This is a genomic window from Cyanobacterium sp. uoEpiScrs1, from assembly GCF_947331815.1.
Classification (GTDB): Bacteria; Cyanobacteriota; Cyanobacteriia; order Cyanobacteriales; family Microcystaceae; genus Rippkaea.
The window spans coordinates 2,452,912-2,471,424 of record NZ_OX373462.1; the positions used below are offsets into that span (position 1 = coordinate 2,452,912).

Here is an 18,513-nt window from a genome sequence, read left to right on the forward strand (position 1 = left end):
GGAATCTATTGGATATAGAAGAGTGATTACAATGGCTTTTTTTAAATCAGACGACATCCTACAACAACTTGGCAATCGGACTTTAGAAGCCACATGGTCTAAGTTTCCTCAGTTAACTCCTGATCAATTAGCATTAACTTGGATTGTTTATGATTCTCCAGTGATTGCAAATACGGGTGGAGCAATCTCTGCCGAGGAATTTTGGAAACATTCCGTCAGAGGATTTAGTTACAGGGGAATTGAACGTATATATCCGGCAAGTATTGTCAAACTATTTTATTTGGTGGCGATTCATGAATGGCTAGAAGGAAAAATGACCCCTGAGTCAGAGGAATTAAACCGTGCCATTCGGGATATGGTTGTCAATTCCAGCAATGATGCAACGAGTTTGGTAGTTGACGTATTAACAGGAACTACAAGTGGGCCAGAATTATCTGCTGATCCCTTTGACACTTGGCAACGTCAACGAAATATTATTAACCGTTATTTTAAGTCATTGGGATGGGAAGGACTAGCTGCTATAAATGTCAATCAAAAAACCTGGTGTGATGGTCCTTACGGTCGAGAACGAGTATTTGTAGGGAAGATGATGGAAAACCGCAATATGTTAACTACTAATGCTGTTGCCCAATTGTTATATAGTATTGTTGGTGGAGTAGCCGTTTCTTCAAAACGGTCACAACAGATGATGGAGTTACTCAAGCGAAATCTAACCTCGAAAGATTTCAAGGTTACAGAGGAAGAAAACCAAGTTATTGGTTTTTTAGGAGAAGGGCTACCTCCAAATGCCCAATTATGGTCAAAGGCAGGTTGGACTAGTCAAGTTCGCCACGATGCAGCTTATATTCAAATTCCTGGGTGTCAACCCTATTTATTAGTGATTTTTACAGAAGGACAAAATAGTAAAAATAAGGCGATTATTCCTTTTATATCTCAAGAAATAGTGAAAGCAATAGCTCATCTTTAGAATGTCCCGCCATCGGTCAAGGAGATTATTTAAAAAAAGTTTAGTAAATTAATCGAAAAAAATCTTTATCTAAATCATAGCCAAACATTTTCGCCATTGATTGGAGACGAGTAATATGAGGAATATTTCTATATTTTAACCAATCAGACAAGATGAATAGTTTGTGCATAACAAAAATCTCTAGAGCTTCTGGATTGTATTGAATTCCTTCAGTTTGGCTAAATTGATGGGGTACTAACATCGCAAAATAACGGGCTAATTCTCCCTCTTTCCAATTTAAAATAAAAGGTATCCAGGGATAAATTGAGTCTAGGCGAATAAACCACAGGCGAACCTCAGGAATTTCTGATAATTCTCTAGGATCATCGGAATCACGAGGATAATTAATTTCAAAATTTATAGTTTGTTCATAAGAGATAATCTCATTCTGGTGAGCTTTTGATTGTACTGTTTTCATCAAAATTGGTTCAATAATAGTAGTTACAGGAGATAAATCCAATTGCATTAGATGGTCTGGTTGTAAGATAATCCTATAAGTCATTTTTTAAGTGTCTCGTCAAATACTGTCTGATCTATCGTAGTCTAGTATAGAATCATAAAATTAGTATAAACACCGACTTTAAAGGATGAAAAAAGCGGTTATTTGTGGTTATTATGGTCAAGGAAACGGTGGCGATGAGGCTTTATTGGTCTCTTTATTGCAGATGCTTCCGTCTCAAATACAGCCTATTGTTCTTTCAGCAAACCCAAAGCAGACTCATGAGCGTTATGGGGTTGAAAGTTGTCATAATCGTTCAGTTTGTGCAGTTTTAAAAGCTTTAAAAGCCTCAGATTTGTTTATTTGGGGTGGGGGAAGTTTAATGCAAGATGTCACAAGTTGGACAAGTCCCATTTACTATGCTGCATTAATGGCCTTGGCTCAACAACAAGGTTTAAAGACTATTGCTTGGGCTCAAGGAATTGGCCCCTTACGACGCCCTTTTACCCGTTGGTTAACTCGCCGCGCTCTTTTGGGCTGTACAGCTGTAAGTGTAAGAGATAGGGCTTCGGCTAAATTAGTATCTCAATGGCAAATAAATCCTTTAATTGCCCCTGATCCAGTTTGGGCTTTAACAAGGAAATCAACCCTAGAATTAGTAAATATATCTACTCCTATAGTGGCGGTTAATTTACGGAAACATCCTCAATTGACTCCCCAAAAATTGAAAATTTTAACTAAAGCCCTAATTGATTTTCAAAAAGCTACTCATGTTTGTTTGTTATTAGTTCCTTTCCAAGCTTCCCAGGACTTATCAATTGCAAATTCACTTGCTTCACAGTTACCTGGTTCTTCCCAGATTATTTGCCTAGAAGATCCTAGAGAATTAAAGGGATTGTTTCGGGAAGTGGAAATGACTATTGGAATGCGTCTTCATAGTCTCATTATGGCAGCCGCTGAAGGATCTCGATGTTTTGCTCTGAGCTATGATCCTAAAGTCAGCCGTCTGATGGAGGAAATCAATTTACCTGGATGGAAATTAACTGAACTTCCTGACGATCCTAGTATTGTTAGTACCGTTTGGTCAGAATTTTATGCTAATGGAAAAACAATAGACCGCCATCACCTTAAATCTCTAGTGGATAAGGCTTTGATGCACAAGGAAATCTTTAAACAGATTTATGAGTGATGAAGGAGAATTACTAACATCGACTTACCTATCTATTGTTAATAGGTAGCTATAGGATCATAGAATATATTCAAAATGACTATACTATGGGCAACATCAAGAGTGTGTAAAATGTATTTTTTAGAGTTATTTTCCTAAAAATATTAGAGAAATGAAAAACAATAACTTTATTTTTGAGTTATTAAAAGGTAGCCAATACTGTTCGCTCTAAATTAGAGTAAATGTCAATTAAGAAGATACTAGAATATTAATTCTAGCCTAAAAATATTTTTGTTATATATATGTTGTCCTCAAAAATTTCAATATTGATATAATGACTAAATTTAATATTTTGTGTTATTTGAATAAGAAGTTATTTTGTAGATAATGAGTATTTATTTTAGAATTAATAAACATATTTGTTTGACTAAGTAAATGTTTTTTTGTCTGAATAATTACTATATAAACAAAAAATATTTGTACAATTAAATTAACTATTGTAAACTTAACTTCTGTATTTATATAAATAAATTTTTTAATAGATTATTCTCGATATAAGAGATTATATTGAGAATAATCTTTATTTCTATAGCTTAATCAAGCTTAAAATATTATAAATATATGGTCCATAATCTAGTTTTAATTAAGTAAAAATTAGTGTTAATAAACAAAGCATTGAAGATGTTTATAACAATCCCTCATTCTACTTTTTAGGTAGAATAAACTTTAAAATAAATAGTATAAACTATAACAAAAATGAGATTTTATGAGACGATAGTCCTCTGTTGTGTAAACAGAGCATAAAAAATCAGCAGTTTATGACATTCTTTCAAAGAGCTAGTGGTATTTTATTACATCCAACATCCCTACCCAGCCGCTTTGGTATTGGTGACTTGGGAGAGGGAGCTTATCGTTTCATTGATTTTTTGGAAAAAGCGGGTCAAACCATATGGCAAGTTCTTCCTTTAGGTCCAACTGGATACGGTAACTCTCCTTATTTATCTTATTCTTCGTTGGCGGGGAATCCTTTATTGATTAGCCCAGATATTTTGTACGAGGATGCACTAGTTACTCGAGAAGATTTAGACTCTTTTCCAAAATTCTTAAGTGATTATGTTGATTATGATCTTGTAATTAAAACTAAGTTTCCTCTTCTAAAAAAAGCAAGTAATACTTTTCAAGCTAATGTTTCAAGTGAACTGTATCAGAACTTCGAGAATTTTTGTGATCACCATTCCTATTGGTTAGACAACTATGCTCTTTTTATGTCTCTCCATGAAGTCCACCAAGGAAAGACTTGGAGACATTGGGATAAAGATATTGCTACCCGTCAACCTAAAGCAATAGAGAATTGGACAGAAAGATTAGCTGGATCAATTTTCTACTATAAGTTCCTTCAGTTCGAATTTTTTCGTCAGTGGCAAAGGGTTAAAAAATATGCTAACGATCGCGGTATTCATATTTTTGGAGATATTCCTATCTATGTTGCTTACGATAGCGTCGATGTTTGGTCCAATGCTGAACTTTTTTGTTTAGATAAAGAAACCCAAGCCGCATCCTTAATGGCTGGTGTTCCTCCAGATTATTTTAGTTCTACAGGACAATTGTGGGGAAATCCAGTATACAATTGGAAAAAACTTGAAGAAATCAACTTTAAATGGTGGATTGTACGATTTAAAAGAACATTGGAGTATCTTGATATTGTAAGAATTGACCATTTCCGAGGTTTTGAAGCTTATTGGGCAGTTCCCCAGGGAGAAACTACAGCTGAGAATGGGGAGTGGCTAAAGGCTCCGGGAGAAAAATTCTTTCAGTATCTTAAGAACGAATTAGGCGAATTACCTATTGTTGCGGAAGATTTAGGGGTTATTACCCCAGAAGTCGAAGCTTTAAGAGATAAATTTAACCTCCCAGGGATGAAACTTCTCCATTTTGCTTTTGACAGTGATCGCGCTAATCCTTTCCTTCCTTACAACTACACTAATCATAACTGTGTTGTTTACACAGGGACTCATGACAACAACACGACAGTAGGATGGTTTGCAGAACGTAGTTTTGAAGATAATGTAAGAATTACAGACTATTTGGGTGGTATCTGTCCACAAGGGATTAACTGGAGTTTAATTCGCTTAGCTATGGGGTCCATCGCTAATCAAGCAATCTTTCCATTACAAGATTTGCTTGGTTTAACGGAAACAGCAAGAATGAATATTCCTGGACTGGCTGATGGTAACTGGAGATGGAGATATTCTTTCGAAGTATTAACTCCAGAATTAATTAACCATTTACGATTCTTAACAGAATTGTATGGACGTACAACTTACTAAACAAATTGGATATCGAAATATTCAGATTAAAGTTATCAATTCTAAAAGTTGTTTATTAACTAAGAATTAAGCGGACATATCAGTCACCAACTATGAGGTTTTCAGTATTCAGTAGTTTATTTTTTTTATCACATAACATGACAGATCCAAATAATTTTTTAGTATATTGACTTACAGTGCTTATACTTATCTTAAAACATACTGTATAAATAGTATTTAATACAATTTAGATTTAGGTTACTTGTTTTTACAGCAGTCTAAACTAGGAGTAGATTATACTGTTTGCATAAAAATAATGAACTAACTTTAGCTATGAAGCTGTGGTATTATGTCTTATGATTATTATGGGTATACTTTCTTGTTTTTTACTCGAGAATCATTAAGAAAAGCCCCTGGTGGCGTTGAAGACAGCAAACTCAATAAAAACAAAGTTTTGTTACTTCAATGAACCACCAGAAGTATAGAGCAATTCTTGGTGACAAGAGAAGTTCTTGCAATAGCAATAAACCTCTGCAGTGAAAGAAGAGAATTTATTGATAATAGTTCCCTATAAACTTAGTAAACAGTTACGAGTAAATAGTTATTAATAATCCATATCATTTTTAATGAAAAAGCTAATTGTTGCCACAAGTAATCCTGGTAAACTTAAAGAAATACGACAATATTTAACTGAATTAGACTGTAAATTACAATTGAAGCCAGATACTCTAGAGATTGAAGAAACAGGCACTACATTTGTTGAAAATGCTTGTTTAAAAGCTTCTCAAGTGGCTAAAGCCTTAGGAGAGTGGACGATCGCTGATGATTCAGGATTAGCAGTAGATGCTCTAAATGGTGCACCAGGAATATATTCAGCTCGGTATGGTTTAACAGATAAAGAGCGTATTGAACGGTTATTGAGAGAATTGGGAAATACAAAACAGCGTCAAGGGCAATTTGTGTGTGCTATTGCGATTGCCCGTAGAGATGGTTCAATTGCTTTACAAAGTGAGGGTATTTGTCGCGGAGAAATTCTGACTAGTCCGAGGGGAACAGAAGGGTTTGGTTACGATCCCATTTTTTATGTTCCTCAATATAAACAAACTTTTGCCCAAATGCCGCCAGATGTCAAATATAAAGTGAGTCATCGAGGTCAAGCATTTGAAGCTTTACTTCCCCAGTTATCTGAGGTATCAACTATACCTTGAGATGGTCGCCGAAATAATATTATCGAAAATTGTCATAATTTCTATTTGACTTATCATTTAGTTTTTTATTAGATAATTGTCAGTATGGACAAAGATACTAAATTTGCGTTATTAGTTTTAGGACTTCCTATTTTAGGCTTACTTTATTGTGGCGGAATCATTGTCGTCCTAAGAAATATTCCATTTGCCAGAGAACATCCCTTAGTGATTGGCTTTGGAGTAATGTTTTTCCCTTTCACGTTAGCAGCAACGATTTGGATAAGAGCTTCTGCTAAGGCTTACAAAAAAAACGAATTCATGATGAAATTAGAAGATAAAGAAAAATGAGATTATTTAACTTCTTGACCATGATCTAAGAAACTAACGAGAGCAAACTCCCCTTAGTTCAATTGAGGGGAGTTTACTCTCAAGACTAGTATTGTTAAATTAGCTACTTAAAAAAATTTGGTTGATGGCGAATCGAATTTAGGAACTCTTCACGAGTTTTCTGTTCTCTGTGAAAGACTCCTAGCATCGTACTGGTAAAAGTCCAAGAACCTAGTTTTTGGACCCCTCTCATCACCATACACATGTGAGTTGCTTCCATTACGACTGCTACTCCTTGAGGATCTAGAATTTCTTGGATTGCCTCCGCAATTTGACGAGTTAAGCGTTCTTGTACTTGTAAACGGCGGGAATACATTTCTACAATCCGAGCTAGTTTACTGAGTCCGACTACTTTTTGATCAGGAATATATGCAACGTGGACTTTTCCCACAAATGGAAGCATATGATGTTCACAGAGACTAGAGAAATGGATGTCTCGTACTAAAACCATCTCACTGTGTCCCTCATCAAAAATAGCATCATTTACTATACTGTTTAGGGATTGATTATATCCATCAGTTAGAAACGCCATGGCTTCTGCAACCCGTTTAGGAGTTTTTAATAATCCCTCTCGATCGGGATCTTCCCCTAGCGCTTCTAAGATAGTTCGGACAGCCGCCATTATTTTTTCCTTATTAGTTGTCTCAGCTGGATGGAAATGTACTTGTTTTTCATTATAGGTATTATGATCAGGTTGGCTGGAACCACACTCAATCGTATTGGGGCTGAGATCATTTAGTCCGTTAAAATCCAGGGAATTAAATCCTTTAGAAGACGCTATTGTCATGATTAAAGTAAAAACACTTATCGGAGCTTACAGAGTTCCAGCACTAGGTACAATGGTCATTTCTTCAATAACAGCTTCTGCTGGCAAGAGTGCCGCCTGAAGAATAGTTTGAGCGACAGTATAGGGATCGAGCATAGTAGAACGATTCAAATCAGCTTGAACAGTATCTGTATCCCAAATAGAGGTGTTAACTGCTCCAGGGTTGATGGTGATGATACGAATACCATTGGCTCGTTCTTCAGCCGCTAAAACCTTAGAAAAAGCGGCTAATCCAGCCTTACTGACACTATAAGCGCCCCATTTAGGGAATGCATGAGAAGTAGCGATAGAAGATATATTAATAATTGTTCCATAACCCTGCTCACGCATCTGGGGTAAAACTCCCCTGATACATTGAAATACACTAGTCAAGTTTAAATCCATCACTCTTTGCCAGTCTGATAAAGAGGTATCTGCTAGAAGATTGGTGTAACCCATTCCCGCATTATTAACAATAATATCAATCCCTCCTAAACTATCAGCAATTCCTTCTACTTTTGCTGGTATCTCAGCCAATTGACATAAATCAATCCCGTAGGTTTGAGTTAATACCCCCATCTTTTGGGCTGCTTTAGCAACTTCTTGTAACTTATCTGAGGGACGGCTGATTAAGGCAAGATTTATCCCAGCTTTAGCAAAAGTCAGAGCGGTTGCTTCTCCGATCCCACTACTGGCTCCTGTGATAACGGCTCGAAGTTTACTTGAGGAAAAACTCATGATAGGCTCCTATTTCAGTATCTACACTGTCCTCTGATTGAGCGTTATTTAAATTGTGTCAAGCTAGAGCCCAAAGCAACTTAGATAAGTCAGGGAACAATAGGAATTGATTCGTTAAGAAACCTATTAATTGCTTTGAGGGATAAGACTCTACATCGAGAGATAATGATATCCGAGGAACCAACAACATCTGGACCAAAACGAGCCTAGCTCATCTCGCTTTAGCTATTTTTACAGATATCGCCTGAGTAATTATAACATTTCAGAATCATAGAGTCCTAAATTTCAGGATGTAAATTTTCAGTTATAGATAATTGTCCATTTTTTGAAATAAGGACATTGTTTTTAGAAAAATCTTATTAGTTCTCAAGAAATTTACCAATTTTTCGATATTTTTGATAACGTAATTGTCGTCGCTCTTTAGCTGTCATAGAAGAAAGTTCATCGAGAGTATCTAGAAGAGTCTGTTTCAGTAGAGCGGAAGCTTCCAGTGGTTTTGTGTGAGCTGCTCCTGAAGGTTCCGGAACAATCTGATCTACAATGCCCAATTCTTTAAGATTTAAGGCTGTTATTTTTAGAGCTTTGGCCGCCTGAGGAGATTTTTTCGCATCTTTCCAGAGAATAGCAGCACAGGCCTCTGGCGTAGCAACCATATAGACAGCATGTTCAAGCATTAATAAGCGATCCCCTACGCCAATACCTAATGCTCCACCCGAGCCCCCTTCTCCAATAACAGTAGAAATAATGGGGACGTCTAAGCAGAACATTTCTCGTAAATTGTGAGCGATTGCTTCTCCTTGTCCTAACTTTTCGGCTTCTACTCCTGCCCAAGCTCCAGGAGTATCGATAAAAGTTAAAATTGGCTGATTAAATTGGTTGGCACGTTTCATTAAACGCATAGCTTTGCGATAACCTCCAGGGGAAGCCATTCCAAAGTTGCGGGCAACATTATCTTTAGTGTCTCGTCCTTTTTGTTCCCCTAAAATGGTTACAGGACGACCTCCTAAACGCGCTACTCCGCCAACTAAAGCAGGATCATCATACCCACCGCGATCACCATGCAGTTCAAACCATTCATCAGTAATTGCTTGAATATAGTCAAGGGTACTAGGACGGCGGGGATGGCGGGCTAATTGCAGCCTTTGAGATGGGGTGAGGGTAGTAAAAATTTCTTGACATAATTGCTCGGCTCGTCGTTCAAGTTGAGCAATTTGTTCGGAGACATCAACATTATTCTCTTCAGCAAGTTTCCAAATTTGACTAATACGGGCTTCTAATTCTGATAAAGGTTTTTCAAAATCTAAAAGAAAGGTTCGGCGTTCAGTTTTTGCCATTGTTCGTTTCTATCTGTTTAGTTTATATTAGTTAACGGTTAAGAATAGAGAGCAACATAAGACACAATTAATTTTAACTTAATTTAGTAACTATTACGGCTAATTGACATTGCTTGATGTAACAAAGAAGCTCATCTATTTTTTTATCTATCCCATCTAGAATAAATTAAGAATTTATAATAAGGAATGATTTTTTTTGCGCATAGAAATACATGAATATGTCTAAATATTTTTATTTTTCTACATAGAGAATTATCAATCGATAAGCAGTAATTAATAAAAATTTATATTTGTGTATTCTGCAATATTGAAGATTTAGGTTTATAACCATAGAATATATTAGCTTACAATGGTATATTTATGATAAGTATTCTATCTACTAAATACATTGAATTATTTATCACAAGACTTTAAGTAAAATACAAACAACTCTACGTATCAAAAAACACATCAATTAGTTTATTGTTTTTTGTATTCTAATTACTAAAAAGTTTGCTAAAAACAAATTCAAGTATCATATTTTATGATAAAATCGACTATACGTAACATTGATATAGACTTTAAATAATAAGAATAATGGCATAGCAAAGACAGATAACAAAATAGGTAAATAATTCTAATAACTTAGATTAAAAAATACATAAATGTCTCTAGTAAGCAATAAAAATTATGATTAATAAATAAAATTAAACTAGAGGCGTAATTTTTTAGTCCTAAAAATATACATGTTAAATAAATAATATATTCAGCATAATTTATGCATAAAATACATAAAAATATCTAATATTGATAGATCAAGAAAGTTTAGTAAAAATTACAGCTCTTATTGGTTAGTAAACTTGGAACAGCAAAGCTAAAATAATAAGTTTATATCAAGAACAATTATTAAGATTGGTCAAAAATATAGATCAATCTAACATTAAATTTAAAAATAAACTACCTATCTTTTTAAGAGGCTAAAGAAATAGAATAGTTTTTTAAAAATATATAAAATTTAAATTAAAGAATGGTTTCTATGGTTCAAAACTAGTTTATCATTAAATCTGATATTTATTGGCTAAAAATTTAACTTGTTAATTAATTATAAGTAATTATTTGTACTAGTAGTATCAAGTTAATTATTTATATTGTAAATAATTAAATCTTGATTTATTTAAGCCCAGATAATTAAACTACAAGTTACTAAATTTTAAAAAATAGTGATTGTGTATTAAATTATCTTAATTCAAGTGGACTTAGTTAATGAAATCATTATTGATCTGTTTGCCACGTTTACTGCCCTTAACCCAATACTAGTAACAAACTATTTCTTTATTCTATATAAATAATACATTTAGTCTGTAAATATTGGTTGAATTAGTTATTTGCGTAAAAATTATTATTTATATACCTTAAATATTTACTAGTCAAAGTCAATTAGTGCCCATGGCTTAACATAATCGGTATTGTTCTTATTTATTGAATTACTCTAAACAAGTGAACGAGCCACTAAAATACTACCAATAGTGGTTAAAAAAGCTCCAACACATAAATATCCCATAGATACTTGGGTCCATTCATTAAAAATAATTAAAGCAATACAGACAGCAATTAAAGTATTACAATTGTAAATTGGAGATATAACTGAAAGGGGGATCGGAAACTTCTGAAGAGCTAAGGCAATCATTAATTGTCCCAATGCCCATGTGACTCCAACACACAAAGAAGAAAGAATAGATCTAGGGTCAGCTGTAAAATTTTGTCCTACTGTAAAGTTACTAATTATCCCTACTAGAGTTACTGCTATTCCGACAATTGTTACATAGGCACTTGTCGACATACCACCAGAGTTACTAACCTTAGTAAAAATATTGGAAATACCGAACATTAATGCAGGTAATACTCCACCAAGTATTAGTGCTATTGTTTGCTGACTCATTTCATTTATTTCCTCTCATCAATATTCTGCTTGTAACTATTTTAATGTTATTCTTCTTACTAGACATTAAGCATCTATTTAATTTAAGTGAATTATTATGACTTCGGAAAATGATTTAAGACAATATGCTCCTGCAACGCAGAGAAATCGTGATTCTATTTTTAAGATTTTGACAAGTATTTTACCTCCTAAAGGAAATATTTTAGAAATTGCTAGTGGCACAGGAGAACATGCTGTTTATTTCGCTTCAAAACTAAAAAACTATCAATGGATACCTTCAGAACCTGATGAAATGCGGAAGAAAAGTATTGAAGCATGGCAAAAGTTCTGTCCTTCTTCCAATTGTCAGTCCCCTATAAATATAAATGTTCTTAATTCTTCTTGGACTAAGAAATTAAAAAATATAGAGCTTATAGCAATTGTCAATATCAATATGATTCATATTAGTCCTTGGGAAGCTTGTTTAGGGTTAGTTAAAGGAGCGGGTAGTTTATTAACCTCAGGAGGAATTCTTTATCTCTATGGACCCTACAAACAAGGAGGAAAACATACAGCTACTAGTAATCAGTTATTTGATGAATATCTTTGCGCTCAAAATCAAGCTTGGGGAGTTCGTCATCTTGAGGATGTTATTGAAATTTCTCAACAGCAAGGATTCAAGTTTATGCAAACAGTTAATATGCCAGCAAATAACCTGTCTGTCATTTTTGAAAAAAATTAACTTTTCATTATAATATTGCTACAGAATATTATAAGATTATCCAGTATAGTAGAAGAAAAATAATATTGGATTATAGTAATCAATATAAATATTTTTAACAAAAATATTTATATATCTTTAATATTTCTATTTTTTTATTGATTTAAGCAAAAATTGTTATATATTAATGAGCTGAACTGAAAAAATTTACGCTAAAAAAGCGATCAAATAAAGAGTAATCAAAAAAGCTAAAAATATAACTACTTTTTTATAAATTTTCATTAGTTCTCTCACTTTTAATACTTAATCAATAACTAAACTATCAATTACTACACAAGTTTATAGTAGTGTTTTTTGTATGGTGCTTTCTACTTAATATAAATCAAGTCTTAGTTTAGAATTTTAAATCTAATTGGTTAGATAAAGACTTTATTTTATGCTACTTATTTATCTAAAGCTTTAATGTCTTTTAACTAAACTACCTATACATTCTAAATTATTAATAATAATGTGAGATACAATCTTGTTTTTTGCTCTATTTATGAATTTTATTAGTTTTTTGTCTATTGTTATAATTTTACCTATAAAAATACTAAATGTAAGCTTGCATTATCTTAATGTTCTTGTCTTGATTTCAGTTGTCTAAAAATATTTACAACTCTAAATTTAAACTATATAAATCTTTAATAGTAACATATAAATATAGTTGTAGTTGTTGTATGGGTTTTTATTTTTGGATTTATTTTAAATAATTACATAAAATAAAAAAAACTTATAGATAATCCTCTCCAGTTTAACTGATTCAATTAATATTTAATATGTTTACGTTAAATTTTGTTTAAAAAGTTTGACATAGTTATTATCATATGAGTGAAAAGATAGGAACATTGGACACAACAGATTGATGCCTTAATGTATCACAATAAAAAAGATTAACATCACTTAATCTATACTATGACCCAGAACAAACTACTAAAACACCTTCGCTGGCTTAGCTTAATTTTTATTACCATGGTCTCGGTATTAATCCTACGGGACCCGGCAATTGCCCAAACTCCAAAACACTTTACTGAACTGAAATTTCCTCCTCTTTCTGAAATTACTATTCCTGATTATGAACGCTATGAACTTGACAATGGAATGATAGTTTATTTGATGGAGGATCATAAGTTGCCACTAATAAATGGAACCGCTATCATTCGTACCGGCTCACGACTGGAATCATCAGATAAAATAGGATTAGCAGAAATGACCGGAATGTTAATGAGAGCAGGAGGAACTAAAGATCATCCCCCCGGAGAATTAAACGAACTTCTCGAAAAACGGGCTGCTCAAGTAGAAGCCATTATTAATACTGCATCAGGAAAAGTAAGTTTTAATGCTTTGACTGAAGACATCGAAACTGTCTTTAGCTTATTTAAAGAGATAATTCGTGAGCCAGCTTTTACTTCGGAACAACTGGAATTAGTCAAGACTCAATATAGAGGAGTAATTGCACGACGCAATGATAACCCGAAAGATATTGCCAGTAGAGAATTTCGTAAGTTAGTTTATGGTGAGACTAGTCCTTACGCGCGAACAAAAGAATATAGCACTATTAATAATATCTCCCGTGAGGATATCATCACTTTTTATCAGAACTATGTGCGTCCCGACGGAATAATCTTAGGAATTGTAGGAGATTTTGACTCCAAACTTATGAAAAGTTTGATTAATGAAGCTTTTGGAGACTGGAAGTCATTAACTTCTAAACCAGATATTGTTATCCCGTCTGCTCGACAGGAATGTACTCAAGGGCTTTTTTTGGTAAATCAATCTCAGTTGACTCAAAGTAGTGTCCTGATAGGACATTTAGGAGGACAATTTGATAGTTCCGATTATCCAACATTAAGTGTCTTAAATGGTGTAGTTAATGGATTTGGAGGAAGATTATTTAATGAATTACGATCACGGCAAGGACTTGCCTACTCAGTCTATGGCTATTGGAGTGCTGCCTATGACTATCCAGGGATGTTTTATGGAGGAGGACAAACTAGTTCTAAGACAACAGTTTCTTTCATAGACTCTTTCATGCAAGAAATTGAAAAGATACGGACAACACCCATTACCGAGGAGGAACTTTCTAAGGCTAAAGAATCTATTCTCAATTCTTTTGTTTTTAAGTTTGAGAACCCCAGTCAAGTCTTGTCTCGCCTTATGACCTATGAATATTATGGTTACCCCAAAGACTTTATTTTCAGCTATCAACAGGGAGTCAAAGCTACTACTACTAAAGATGTTCAACAAGTCGCTAGAAAATACCTGATTCCTGACAAAATGGCTATTTTAGTAGTTGGTAATGAAGAAGCTATTGAACCTTCTCTTTCTCATTTAGAGAAAACCGTCACTACCATTGATATTACTATCCCTAAAGAAAATCAAAGTTAAACATTTGGGATTTAGGGGAATAAACTAAGTACTGAAACATAAACTAATTTTCTATTCCCCATCCCCTACTGCCTGGATTGTGCAATATTGGTGTCTTTGGTCATAACCACATTGAAGAATCACAGTTTGTCCTTGTCTATTTGTTGCCTTACATAAAACTAACCCATTTTTATCTTTATCTCGTCCTTCACACTCCAAAGCGTCTAACTTACTACCATGGGAAAAAGTTCTTAGATTTCTGATAGCTGGTTTTCTGATTTGACGGCTTTCTTTAGTCTCTAACAGATTTGAGAGAGCAATAACAATAATAATTGTGAAAATTATTACTCCAATAATCCAATCAATTAGTTTAAAGTTTTGATACTGTTTTTGTTTAAATTTAAAAGGCATTCTATACTCTATTTAGTCATTAATTATAAGTTTATGAAAGGGAGAGTTAATAGATTCCTGATTTTAGATTTTTTTAAAAAATACTGTTAACTCAATATCTTTAATGTTAATTCAATTACTTAATAAGTATAACATAATATATTTTATAGTTATTAGGTAAAATTATTAATTTTTATTCCGATATAATTGTCTATAAATTATAGTAAAAACACATTTTATATAATTTTATCTACAGTTTCTATTCAAAATTAAGTCATAATATGATGAACGCATAAAAATAGATTAAAAAATTTACACGTAGACCCATTTTATTGTTAAAATTAATAATTTAAGGCAGATAAATATTAGTATTTTATTTTTTAAGTAAACTTAAAAAATAGAGTTTTATTATGCTCACTAACTAGATATATCTAATAATAGTAATTATAGCGATTACTATTATTAGCTTTGTCGATAAACTATCGTATCTAAATTATGCAGATCAATCATAATATAAAAAACATTTTTTTGTATTTAAGTAGCTTAAAGCTATTTTCTCTTGTCCCAATTATTATGTAATGATATTAAAATATCATTACATAATAAACCAGGGTAAATATTGATTTGACTTAGGAATTTTTAGAGTTAAAAATTAACTAAATTTCTTGCTTAAAACTTACTTTCTAAAAATTATAACTACTTTACTATTTATTTTTTATTTCTATAATTTATAAACTAATTATTTTTATTGAATCTACTAAGATTAGACATTTATTTTTTATATTTTAATTATATTATGAGTTTTGTTTATACGTGAATTTTAATTTTTCCTGAAAAACTGCTTCTATTTTAGTTCAGTCATACTTTTTGTGATTATTTAAATACTTTTATCTTATATTCTTTACTTTTAATTTATTTATATATCAATTACATTTATATTTTATTTTAAATTTAAAGATAAAGTCTTTAAATCTTCCATACATTAACAATTATAATCTAATCTCCTAACTAGAGCTTTGACCGAATAAAAGTAATATATTATTAAAGCAATAAGCAACATTAATTAAAAAAATATAAAAAAATACTATTACCCACTTGCTAAGATTAGTATTTTTTCCAAGCCCATAAAATTTAAATTTTAAAACAACAAGTAGGGGTTAACAACTGTTAACCCCTACTATACTCAAAGATTTGTCAGAGATGTTATTTCACACTGACCTTAGCACCAGCTTCCTCGAGTTTTTTCTTGGTTTCTTCCGCATCATCCTTCCCAGTCGCTTCCTTAATGGTTTTAGGAGCAGATTCCACCATATCCTTGGCTTCCTTGAGTCCTAAACCAGTAATAGCACGAACTACCTTAAGGATAGCGATTTTTTTATCACTGGGGACTTCTTCGAGAATTACATCAAATTCAGTCTTTTCTTCTTCAGGTTCAGCCGCCGCCCCAGGAGCCGCCGCTCCAGGAGCCATCATCATCATACCACCGCCTGCAGGAGCAGCAGCACTAACATCAAAGGCTTCCTCAATCTGTTTTACTAATTCTGATGCTTCTAATAAAGTCAAAGATTTTAGTTTTTCGAGAATTTCATCAGTTGTAGCAGACATAATTTAACTCCTTGAAAGTAAATAAAAAGTAGACAATTAGACAAACATTTAGTTCAAATAGAGGTAGATGCTTAAGCCACATCGCCCTCTTTTTTGTTGGCTATTGCGTTAATAACGCGACCCAAAGAACTCGGTACTTCGTTTATGCCTCGTCCTACAGAGGAAGGCACTTCTTTGATACCAACAGCCAGTTTGGTGGCCAGTAAATTAATAGTTCCGGCGAGTTGACCCATTAATTCCTCTTTTGAGGGTAAGTCAGCAATAGCCTTCACTTGACTTTCATCTAGGGCTTGGCCTTGCATGACACCACCGCGAAATTCGGTTTTTTTGGTATCTTTTTTGAAGCTCTGATAAGCCCTAATTGCGCCCCCAACATCATCCTTAACGAGGATAAAAGCTGATGAACCTTTGAGAAACTCTGTTATTGGTTTCCAGGTTTCGTTTTCTTCAACTGCAATCCGCATCAGGGTATTTTTTGTCACCTTACATACTGATCCTGTTGGACGCAATCGGCAACGTAGGTCAGTAATATCGGCAACTGTCAACCCCTGATAATCAATTACAAAAGCAAGTTGAGCTTCACCTAAGTGTCCCTTGAGATCTGTGATAACTGTTCCTTTGTTTTTATAGGTCCTTCCCATTGATGTTTTTACCTCCTTAAGTTTAAGAACGTTAACTAATCAGCCAAAAAAGAAACCCCTAGCGCATTGCCGGGGCTGAGGTCGGATAAGAAAAAGACAAAAAGGGGAATTAATCCTTTAAATCTTAACTGCTTAACCGTCTTCAGGCCTCAACCTCGGCAGGATATTAAGCACATGCTCCTGCTGTCTGCGGCATAAGCCAAACAAGCATTTAGTTATAGTAGGTCACTTTTTAACTAATAGTTATCCCTCAAGTACAACAATCTTAAACATCAGCCAATTTTAGATCCCTTAATTCACTAATATCAACGCCAATAGATGGCCCCATAGAAGCCGAAACAAAAATACTGCGCCAGTAACGTCCTTTAGCACCGGAAGGACGCTGACGATCAATGGTTTCTTGTAAGGCTTTAAGATTAGCTAGCAAATCCTCAGGAGTAAAAGACGCCTTACCAAACATAACATGAACAATCCCTGTTCTGTCAGCCCGGAATTCTAATTTTCCTGCCTTAAATGCAACAATTGCACTTTCCAAATCAGTCGTCACGGTTCCCCCTTTAGGAGAAGGCATCAAACCGCGAGGACCAAGCACACGTCCTAATTTCGCAACTTTTGGCATCATATCAGGAGTGGAAATCAAAACCTCGAAGTCCATCATTCCTTTTTGAATTTCTTCAATCAATTCTTCTGAACCATAAATATCCGCTCCCGCATTGCTAGCTTCTTGAACTTTCTCCCCTCTAGCAATGACAGCAACGCGAACTTCCTGACCGGTTCCCTTAGGTAAAGAAACCGTAGTCCGCAATTGCTGGTCAGCATACTTAGGGTCAATACCTAAACGAATGTGAGCTTCTGCAGATTCATTAAATTTAGCTGTCGCCGTTTTTTTGAGCAGTTGTAAAGCCTCTAAAGACCCATACAGTTTATTTTGATCGACCTCAGCTAATGCTTTTTTAAAGCGTTTTGAGAATTTTTTTGCCATGAATAATTTCCTCTTTGGGTTAATAGCGAAGCAATACTTCTCCCCTAAGTTAGTTTTTATTTATCAGATATCCGTTAATTATTTATAGTAACCCCCATATTACGAGCAGTTCCTTCAACAATGTTCATTGCCGCTTCGATATCATTAGCATTAAGGTCAGGCATTTTAGTTTGAGCAATTTCTCGCAGTTGATCACGAGTAATGCTACCTACTTTTTCGTTATTAGGTTGGCTCGAACCTTTTTGAATTCCGGCAGCTTTACGAATTAATACTGAAGCAGGAGGCGTTTTCAGGACAAAAGTAAAACTACGATCTTCGTAGACGGAAATTTCAACCGGAATTACCATTCCGGCTTGATCAGCAGTTTTGCTATTATATTCTTTGCAAAATGCCATTATGTTCACCCCGTGCTGACCTAATGCAGGTCCTACGGGAGGAGCGGGATTAGCCTTTCCTGCAGGAAGGGCTAGTTTAATCATTGCAACAACTTTCTTGGCCATC

At 34.0% G+C, this 18,513-nt stretch carries 17 protein-coding genes and 1 other annotated feature; of the genes, 7 read left to right on the top strand and 10 right to left on the bottom strand.

What is annotated here, in order from left to right; all coding sequences use genetic code 11:
- The first annotated feature begins 31 nt into the window (after positions 1 to 31).
- A complete protein-coding gene (locus OXU93_RS08500; protein ID WP_267383766.1) occupies positions 32 to 967 on the top strand; it encodes a serine hydrolase in 936 nt (311 codons plus the stop codon).
- A 40-nt stretch (positions 968 to 1,007) separates the two neighbouring features.
- Here OXU93_RS08500 and OXU93_RS08505 read toward each other — a convergent pair whose 3' ends face one another.
- Positions 1,008 to 1,508 (bottom strand): CRR6 family NdhI maturation factor, encoded by a 501-nt coding sequence (locus tag OXU93_RS08505; protein ID WP_267383767.1) that lies wholly within the window; start codon positions 1,506 to 1,508, stop codon positions 1,008 to 1,010.
- An 85-nt stretch (positions 1,509 to 1,593) separates the two neighbouring features.
- On the opposite strand from OXU93_RS08505, the gene csaB reads away from it, so the two are divergent.
- The 4 genes from csaB to OXU93_RS08525 all read left to right on the top strand — a co-directional run bounded on the left by csaB (position 1,594) and on the right by OXU93_RS08525 (position 6,454).
- On the top strand, positions 1,594 to 2,634 hold the full coding sequence (csaB, locus tag OXU93_RS08510) for a polysaccharide pyruvyl transferase CsaB (RefSeq protein WP_267383769.1): 1,041 nt from the start codon (positions 1,594 to 1,596) through the stop codon (positions 2,632 to 2,634).
- Positions 2,635 to 3,413: 779 nt separating this feature from the next.
- Positions 3,414 to 4,940 (top strand): 4-alpha-glucanotransferase, encoded by a 1,527-nt coding sequence (malQ, locus tag OXU93_RS08515; protein WP_267384873.1) that lies wholly within the window; start codon positions 3,414 to 3,416, stop codon positions 4,938 to 4,940.
- Positions 4,941 to 5,545: 605 nt separating this feature from the next.
- The gene (gene rdgB / locus OXU93_RS08520; RefSeq protein ID WP_267383770.1) at positions 5,546 to 6,127 is read left to right on the top strand and encodes an RdgB/HAM1 family non-canonical purine NTP pyrophosphatase; all 582 of its coding nucleotides are present in this window, start codon (positions 5,546 to 5,548) and stop codon (positions 6,125 to 6,127) included.
- Between the two features lie 84 nt (positions 6,128 to 6,211).
- The gene (locus tag OXU93_RS08525; RefSeq protein ID WP_267383771.1) at positions 6,212 to 6,454 is read left to right on the top strand and encodes a hypothetical protein; all 243 of its coding nucleotides are present in this window, start codon (positions 6,212 to 6,214) and stop codon (positions 6,452 to 6,454) included.
- A gap of 103 nt (positions 6,455 to 6,557) precedes the next feature.
- On the opposite strand, the gene folE is transcribed toward OXU93_RS08525, so the two are convergent.
- From folE to OXU93_RS08545, 4 genes are all read right to left on the bottom strand, one after another.
- Positions 6,558 to 7,280, bottom strand: coding sequence for a GTP cyclohydrolase I FolE (gene folE, locus OXU93_RS08530; protein ID WP_267383772.1), 723 nt, complete (start codon positions 7,278 to 7,280; stop codon positions 6,558 to 6,560).
- Between the two features lie 27 nt (positions 7,281 to 7,307).
- The gene (locus OXU93_RS08535) at positions 7,308 to 8,036 is read right to left on the bottom strand and encodes an SDR family oxidoreductase (protein WP_267383773.1); all 729 of its coding nucleotides are present in this window, start codon (positions 8,034 to 8,036) and stop codon (positions 7,308 to 7,310) included.
- Between the two features lie 359 nt (positions 8,037 to 8,395).
- Complete coding sequence (gene accA / locus OXU93_RS08540; protein ID WP_267383774.1) at positions 8,396 to 9,370, bottom strand: acetyl-CoA carboxylase carboxyl transferase subunit alpha; 975 nt, start codon at positions 9,368 to 9,370, stop codon at positions 8,396 to 8,398.
- A gap of 1,468 nt (positions 9,371 to 10,838) precedes the next feature.
- A complete protein-coding gene (locus OXU93_RS08545; protein ID WP_267383775.1) occupies positions 10,839 to 11,288 on the bottom strand; it encodes a hypothetical protein in 450 nt (149 codons plus the stop codon).
- Positions 11,289 to 11,385: 97 nt separating this feature from the next.
- Here OXU93_RS08545 and OXU93_RS08550 point away from each other — a divergent pair, with 97 nt between their 5' ends.
- Both OXU93_RS08550 and OXU93_RS08555 read left to right on the top strand, forming a co-directional pair.
- Entirely contained in the window at positions 11,386 to 12,009 is a 624-nt protein-coding gene (locus OXU93_RS08550) for a DUF938 domain-containing protein (RefSeq protein WP_267383776.1), read from the top strand.
- 933 nt (positions 12,010 to 12,942) lie between these two features.
- Positions 12,943 to 14,415, top strand: a complete 1,473-nt coding sequence (locus OXU93_RS08555) for a M16 family metallopeptidase (RefSeq protein ID WP_267383777.1) — start codon at positions 12,943 to 12,945, stop codon at positions 14,413 to 14,415.
- Positions 14,416 to 14,466: 51 nt separating this feature from the next.
- Here OXU93_RS08555 and OXU93_RS08560 read toward each other — a convergent pair whose 3' ends face one another.
- The 5 genes from OXU93_RS08560 to rplK all read right to left on the bottom strand — a co-directional run bounded on the left by OXU93_RS08560 (position 14,467) and on the right by rplK (position 18,512).
- Positions 14,467 to 14,805 carry a hypothetical protein gene (locus tag OXU93_RS08560; RefSeq protein WP_267383778.1) on the bottom strand — a complete coding sequence of 113 codons (339 nt, stop codon included), beginning with the start codon at positions 14,803 to 14,805 and terminating at the stop codon, positions 14,467 to 14,469.
- A 1,182-nt stretch (positions 14,806 to 15,987) separates the two neighbouring features.
- Complete coding sequence (rplL, locus tag OXU93_RS08565; protein WP_267383779.1) at positions 15,988 to 16,389, bottom strand: 50S ribosomal protein L7/L12; 402 nt, start codon at positions 16,387 to 16,389, stop codon at positions 15,988 to 15,990.
- Positions 16,390 to 16,460: 71 nt separating this feature from the next.
- Positions 16,461 to 17,030, bottom strand: a complete 570-nt coding sequence (gene rplJ / locus OXU93_RS08570) for a 50S ribosomal protein L10 (RefSeq protein WP_267383780.1) — start codon at positions 17,028 to 17,030, stop codon at positions 16,461 to 16,463.
- Between the two features lie 40 nt (positions 17,031 to 17,070).
- Positions 17,071 to 17,241 (bottom strand) — a sequence feature (ribosomal protein L10 leader region).
- A 54-nt stretch (positions 17,242 to 17,295) separates the two neighbouring features.
- Positions 17,296 to 18,012, bottom strand: a complete 717-nt coding sequence (rplA, locus tag OXU93_RS08575) for a 50S ribosomal protein L1 (protein WP_267383781.1) — start codon at positions 18,010 to 18,012, stop codon at positions 17,296 to 17,298.
- 74 nt (positions 18,013 to 18,086) lie between these two features.
- Positions 18,087 to 18,512, bottom strand: coding sequence for a 50S ribosomal protein L11 (gene rplK, locus OXU93_RS08580; protein ID WP_267383782.1), 426 nt, complete (start codon positions 18,510 to 18,512; stop codon positions 18,087 to 18,089).
- Position 18,513: the final 1 nt, after the last annotated feature.